Annotated in this window: 2 protein-coding genes; both read left to right on the top strand. The window is 44.2% G+C overall.

Annotation, left to right across the window (positions count from 1 at the left end):
• Window positions 1-65 precede the first annotated feature (65 nt).
• Window positions 66-1,217, top strand: coding sequence for a mandelate racemase/muconate lactonizing enzyme family protein (locus tag KL866_RS15375; protein WP_214995817.1), 1,152 nt, complete (start codon window positions 66-68; stop codon window positions 1,215-1,217).
• The gene (locus KL866_RS15370) at window positions 1,214-2,644 is read left to right on the top strand and encodes an aldehyde dehydrogenase family protein (protein ID WP_214995815.1); all 1,431 of its coding nucleotides are present in this window, start codon (window positions 1,214-1,216) and stop codon (window positions 2,642-2,644) included. Before KL866_RS15375 ends, KL866_RS15370 begins: the two co-directional genes overlap by 4 nt.
• Window positions 2,645-2,702: the final 58 nt, after the last annotated feature.

Genomic DNA, 2,702 nt, shown 5'->3' with positions numbered 1-2,702 from the left:
TGTTATATAATGCAGTGGCGATATAGAATATGCCACTATGGCTGTCGTGAAAGTTGAGTCTTAAAATGAAAATTGAATGTATTAAAACCTATCATCTTCGGTGTCATCTCGAGCAGCCTTTTGGTTTTTCTCAATGGTTTTACAATCAGCGTAATGTGCTCGTTATCGAAATCATTACTGATAATGGTATTAGTGGGTGGGGAGAGTGTTATGGCCCAGCAGATGTAATTCAGGCAGCAGTAGAAAAATTCTACGCGCCTCGTATTATTGGGCACGAAGCACTTTCAACCGACGCATTGTGGCATTATATGTGGCGCGCCTCGTTAGACTTTGCAAGGGCTGGTGTTATGACAGCGGCAATGTCAGGAATTGATATGGCGCTGTGGGACTTAAAAGGTAAAGCGTTAGGCCAGAGCGTAAGTACTTTAATGGGCGGAAAATGCCGAGATAAAGTACCTTGTTATGCTACAGGTATGTATTACATCGATTTGCCCGAAGATAAACTACTACCTCATTTACTTGAAGAAGCGCAGGGCTATGTAGATGAAGGTTACAAAGCGTTAAAAATTAAAGTGGGTAAAAACCCAGACTTCGATATTGCTTTTATTCGTGCCCTTCGCAAGCGTTTCCCAAATACGATATTAGCCGCAGACTCAAACCATGCATTTGATTTAAGTGAAGCTATAAAAGTAGGGCAGGTACTTGATGAGTGCAATTACGCTTGGTTTGAAGAGCCGTTATCACCTGAACATGCAGCGCAGTTCAGGCAGTTAAGCGATAAATGCATGACGCCTATTGCTACCGGTGAATGCGAACAAACTCGCTTTGGCTTTCAAAAATTACTAAGTACTGGTGGTGTACAGTTAGTGCAAGCCGACTTGGGTTATTGCGGCGGGCCGAGTGAAGCGCTTAAAATCAGAACCTTAGCTTCTTCGCAAGGGTTAAACATGATCCCACATGTTTGGGGAACCCAGTTTAATCTAGCCAGTGCTTGTCACTTCTTGGCTACTGCGTATCACGAGCCGGGCCGAGCGGAAGAGAAACCACTTTTCCTAGAATACGACCGCACTGAAAATCCCTTACGCGACGATATATTTTCACAAAAAGTGGTAGTGGAAAATGGTGACGCACACGTGCCTTCTGGGGTTGGTTTAGGTGTAGAGATTAATTTAGACGCAATGAAACCTTATGTGTTTTGCGAAACGGAGACAAAATGAACCATACGTTTAAGATGTTGATAAATGGCGAGTTAACAGGTGCAGATAAAACTTTTCCAGTATTTAATCCTTCTACTGGTGAAGTAATCACTGAAGTGCCTGACATTTCAGAGTCTCAAGTCATTGAAGCGCTAAGCTTTGCAGATGAGGGCTTTAAACAGTGGTCTTCTACACCGCTTTCCAAGCGCGCTGAACTTATTCTTGACTATGCTGCACTTCTTGAAGATAACGCGGAAGAAATTATTGCAATCCTTATTGAAGAGACAGGAAAGCCTCGCGATAACGCAGAATATGATTTTGGTATGCTAACGAATTGTTTGCGCTTTTTTGTTGAGGAAGCGAAGCGCATAGAACAGCCGGTTATTGTGGATCCAGACGAGCGTTTTCACCATTTCATCCAGCGTCAATCACTGGGCGTAGTGGTGGGGTATTTAGCGTGGAACTTCCCGCTTCTTAATTTAGGTTACAAGCTGGCACCGTCTCTAGCGTCTGGCTGCAGCTGTATCATCAAACCCTCGCAAGTGACTCCACTTGCAACGCTTAAGTGCGCAGAGCTTGCCCATCAAGTTGGCTTTCCTGCAGGTGTTATTAATATTATTACTAGCAATAACTATGATAATACTAATCCGCTGCTGACAAGCGACACAACCGCATTGTTTACCATGATTGGTTCTACCAGAGCCGGCGTTAACGCTATGAAGACAGCGTGCACCAGCGTTAAACATTTCTCGGTAGAACTTGGCGGAAACGCACCTGTAGTGGTTTATGACGATGCAGACTTAGACAAAGCCGTGATTGATATCGTTAACCTTAAATACGGCAACTCGGGTCAAGTTTGCGTATCGCCAAACCGATGCTTTGTTCATGAATCACGGGTTGCCGAATTTATCGACAAGGCGGTATCTCATGCGAGCGGCATACAGTTAGGTACAGGCGATGACGCAGAACGCCTTATGGGCCCGTTGAGCAGTGAAAAAGAACGGGGTCGTATTCTCAAATTAATAGAGGACGCTGTTAAAGATGGTGCTGAAATTGCCCTGGGCGGCAGTATTCCAAGCGACAGAGCAAGCGGCTTCTATTTAGAGCCTACCATTCTTACTGACGTGAAAGAGGAAATGGAAATCGCGCGTACTGAAATTTTCGGCCCCGTACTGTCTATTATTCCTTTCTCTGATGATGATGACATCATCGCTAAAGCTAACGATACAGAGTTTGGGTTAGCGGCCTACGTTTATACAACGAACTTGAGCAGAGCGTTTAGTGCAGCTAAAGGCATACAAGCTGGCAGTGTGTGTATAAACGAAGCGCATTATTCAGTGCAATTGCCTCATGGTGGCCTGAAGCAAAGTGGCGTGGGTAAAGACTGTTCGAAATACAGTCTGCAAGAGTTTTACACGAATAAGCGTGTATCAATGCTTATGGCTTAATACCTTTTATAGTTAGCGGGTTTTATTAGCCTGTGAACACTATTAATATAAAAACCTC

The sequence above is a fragment of the Alteromonas sp. ALT199 genome (genome assembly GCF_018619335.1).
GTDB lineage: Bacteria > Pseudomonadota > Gammaproteobacteria > Enterobacterales > Alteromonadaceae > Alteromonas.
The sequence above is the reverse complement of the archived record's forward strand: the minus strand, read 5'-3'. Positions and strand labels throughout refer to the sequence as shown.

Bases quoted from the DNA above. Each gene is read 5' to 3' on its own strand.
- KL866_RS15375 (WP_214995817.1), top strand. From the start codon at position 66: ATGAAAATTGAATGTATTAAAACCTATCATCTTCGGTGTCATCTCGAG.
- KL866_RS15370 (WP_214995815.1), top strand. From the start codon at position 1,214: ATGAACCATACGTTTAAGATGTTGATAAATGGCGAGTTAACAGGTGCA.